Source organism: Roseomonas sp. TAS13, assembly GCF_001950415.1.
GTDB lineage: Bacteria > Pseudomonadota > Alphaproteobacteria > Acetobacterales > Acetobacteraceae > Roseomonas > Roseomonas mucosa.
The window spans coordinates 1-3377 of the sequence record NZ_BDLP01000429.1; the positions used below are offsets into that span (position 1 = coordinate 1).

The 3377-nt window shown below is 71.7% G+C and carries 4 protein-coding genes; all 4 read left to right on the forward strand.

Annotation, left to right across the window (positions count from 1 at the left end; all coding sequences use genetic code 11):
- Nucleotides 1–4: 4 nt before the first annotated feature.
- Nucleotides 5–2089 carry a chemotaxis protein CheW gene (locus ROTAS13_RS21490; RefSeq protein WP_253187735.1) on the forward strand — a complete coding sequence of 695 codons (2085 nt, stop codon included), beginning with the start codon at nucleotides 5–7 and terminating at the stop codon, nucleotides 2087–2089.
- Between the two features lie 97 nt (nucleotides 2090–2186).
- Complete coding sequence (locus ROTAS13_RS21495; RefSeq protein WP_226946115.1) at nucleotides 2187–2636, forward strand: chemotaxis protein CheW; 450 nt, start codon at nucleotides 2187–2189, stop codon at nucleotides 2634–2636.
- Nucleotides 2637–2647: 11 nt separating this feature from the next.
- On the forward strand, nucleotides 2648–3031 hold the full coding sequence (locus tag ROTAS13_RS21500) for a PleD family two-component system response regulator (RefSeq protein WP_019461196.1): 384 nt from the start codon (nucleotides 2648–2650) through the stop codon (nucleotides 3029–3031).
- A partial coding sequence (locus ROTAS13_RS21505; RefSeq protein WP_253187734.1) for a response regulator occupies nucleotides 3028–3377 on the forward strand: 350 nt, incomplete at its 3' end. The genes ROTAS13_RS21500 and ROTAS13_RS21505, both read left to right, overlap by 4 nt.

Consider the following 3377-nt stretch of genomic DNA (forward strand, 5'->3'; position numbering starts at 1 on the left):
TACGGTGGAGCTGTGCGTAGATGTGATCAAGAGACAGCCGGAGGCCGCCCCCGTGGCGGCGCAGCAGACCATCCGCGTCTCGGTGGAGGTGCTGGAGGAGCTGATGGTGCTGGTGAGCGAGCTGGTGCTCACCCGCAACCAGCTCCTGCAAAGCGTGCGCGGATGCGACGACGCCACCCTGTCGGTGCCCCTGCAGCGCCTCTCCCACATCACCTCCGACCTGCAGGAAGGAGTGATGAAGACGCGCATGCAGCCCATCGGCAATGCCTGGCAGAAGCTGCCGCGCCTGGTGCGCGACCTGTCGCACGAGCTCGGCAAGCGCATCGAGCTGGAGATGCGCGGCGCCGAGACGGAACTCGACCGGCAGGTGCTGGAGATGATCCGCGATCCGCTGACGCACATGGTCCGCAACAGCGCCGACCACGGGCTGGAGGATGCCGGGCAGCGCCGCGCCGCCGGCAAGCCGGAGACCGGGCGCATCCTGCTCAACGCCTATCATGAGGGCGGGCACATCATCATGGAGGTGGGCGACGATGGACGTGGCCTGCCGCTGGATCGCATCCGCGCCAAGGCGCTGTCGCAGGGCCTGGCGACGGAGGCGGAGCTCGCCGCCATGGGCGAGCGCGACGTGCAGCGGCTGATCTTCCATCCCGGTTTCTCCACCGCCGCCGCCGTCACCGCCGTTTCCGGCCGCGGCGTCGGCATGGATGTGGTGAAGACCAATATCGAGCGCATCGGCGGCACGGTCGAGGTGCATTCGCGCGAGGGCAAGGGCAGCACCTTCGTGGTGAAGATCCCGCTGACGCTCGCCATCGTCTCCGCGCTGGTGGTCCAGGCGGGGAGCGAGCGCTTCGCCATCCCGCAGATCGGCGTGCTGGAGCTGGTGCGCGTGGGCGGCAGCGGCGCCCGGATCGAGCGCATCAAGGACTCCGCCGTGCTGCGGCTGCGCGACCGGCTGCTGCCTCTGGTCTCCCTGTCCGGCCTGCTGCGGCTGGATGGCGGGGCGGGCGAGGAAGGCGGCTTCGTCGTGGTGACGCAGGTCGGCAGCGACCTCTTCGGCATCGTCGTGGACCGGATCTTCGATGCCGAGGAGATCGTGGTGAAGCCTGTGGCGCCGATCCTGCGGCACCTCACCGTGTTCAGCGGCAACACCATCCTGGGCGACGGCACCGTCATCATGATCGCCGATCCCGCCGGCATCGCGCGCGCCGCCGGCATCGGCAGCGACCGCGGGCTGGAGGCGGAGCGCAAGCCCGCCGTGGCGTGCGCCGCCAGCGCGGCCTCGGCCCTGCTGCTCTTCACCGCCGGCGACGCCACGCCCAAGACGGTACCGCTGGCTCTGGTGTCGCGGCTGGAGGACATCCCGGTGGAGCGCATCGAGTTCTCGGGCGGCCGCTGGATGACGCAGTATCGCGGCAGGCTGATGCCCCTCGTGCCGCTCTCGCCGGGATGGGCGCCGGGCCTGGCCGGGACGCGCCAGGCGGTGCTGGTCTTCACCGAGCGCGACCGCGCCATGGGGCTGATGGTGGACAGCATCCTGGATGTCGTCGAGGACGGCCTGCGGATCGAGCAGGCCTCGACCTGCCCCGGCTATCTCGGCACGGCGGTGATCGCCGGCCGTGCCACGGAGGTGCTGGACTGCGCCTGGTGGCTGGAGCAGAGCGGGGAAGGGTGGTTCGAGGCCGGCACCGCCCGGACGCGCCTCCTGCTGGTCGAGGACAGCGCCTTCTTCCGCGGCGTCGTGGCTCCCATGCTGTCCGCCGCCGGCTACCAGGTCACGGCGGTGGCGAACGGGGCGGAGGCGCTGCGGCTGCGCGAGACGGAGGAAGGCTTCGACGCCATCGTTTCCGATATCGAGATGCCGGAGCTGGGCGGCATCGAGCTGGCCCGCACGCTGCGCCAGGGTGGCGCCTGGTCCGGCCTGCCGATGATCGCGCTCAGTTCCCGCACCACGCCCGAGGCGATCCGTCAGGCGCGCGAGGCGGGCTTCACCGACTATGTCGGCAAGCTCGACCGGGAAGGGCTGCTGGCCTCCCTGCGGCAGTGCCTCGGCACGCCGACGCAGATGCCCGCCATGGCGATGAAGTGAGGAGACGGCCATGAGCACGACCGAGGCGGTCCGTTTGGGCCCTGCCCGGGAAGGGTCCCCCCGGGACATGCCATCCCGGGACATGCCATCTCGGGACATGCCATCCCGGGACATGGAGGTCTTCCTGACGCTGACCGTGGGCGGGCAGCTCTGCTGCGTGCCGGTCCAGCGCGTGCGGGATGTGCTGCTGCCGCAGGCCACGACCCCGATCCCGCTGGCGCCGCCCGAGATCGCCGGCAGCCTGAACCTGCGCGGCCGCATCGTCACGGCGATGGACCTGCGGCGGCGGCTGTGCCTGCCGGCCCGCCCCGCCGGGGCGCCCTGTCCCATGGCTGTCGTCGTGGAACAAGGCAGCGAGCTCTACGCGCTGCTGGTGGACGGCGTCGGCGATGTCGTGCCGCTGACCATCGGCGAGGCGGCGCCCAATCCGCCGACGCTGGAGCCGGTCTGGCGGGAAACCTCGCGGGGCGTCTTCCGCGGCATGGCGGGCGAGGAGGGGCAGCTCCTGATCCTGCTGGACGTCGATCGCCTTCTCGCGATCGGATGAGGAGGCGGGACATGCCCGATTGCCTGGTGGTGGATGACAGCCGCGTGGTGCGCCGTGTCGCCCGGGGGATGCTGGAGCGTCTCGGCTTCATGGTGCGCGAGGCGGCGGACGGGGCGGAGGCCCTGCGCGCCTGCCGGGCGGGGCGGCCCGACCTGATCCTGCTCGACCGCAACATGCCGGTGATGGACGGCCTAGAATGCCTGCATGCGCTGCGGCGGGACTTCGGCGAGGCCTGCCCGCCGGTGATGTTCTGCACCACGGAGGCCGCCCTGCCCCGGATCATGGAGGCGCTGGAGGCCGGGGCGCGGGAATACATCATGAAGCCCTTTGACGAGGCGATCCTGGCGGACAAGCTGGCGGTGATGGGCTTCGCCCCTGGCGGCGGAGCGGCATGACCCCTGCGCCCGTGCGGGTCATGCTGTGCGACGACAGCCTGACCATCCGCGCCGCCTTCGGCCGCATCCTGGAGGCGGACCCTGGCCTGCGCATCGTCGCCCGGGCGGGCGACGGGCGCGCCGCTCTCGCCGCCTTCGCCGCCCTGCCTGTCGCCGAGCGGCCGGAAGTGGTGCTGCTCGACCTGGAGATGCCCGTGATGGACGGGATGACCGCCCTGCCCCATCTCCTGCGCTGCGAGCCGCGGCCGAGCGTCATCGTCGCCTCCTCGCTGACGCAGCGCGGCGCCGCGATGGCCATGGCGGCGCTGCGGGCCGGCGCCGTGGACTACATGCCCAAGCCCGTGGC

Bases quoted from the DNA above. Each gene is read 5' to 3' on its own strand.
- ROTAS13_RS21495 (WP_226946115.1), top strand. From the start codon at position 2,187: ATGCCATCCCGGGACATGGAGGTCTTCCTGACGCTGACCGTGGGCGGG.
- ROTAS13_RS21500 (WP_019461196.1), top strand. From the start codon at position 2,648: ATGCCCGATTGCCTGGTGGTGGATGACAGCCGCGTGGTGCGCCGTGTC.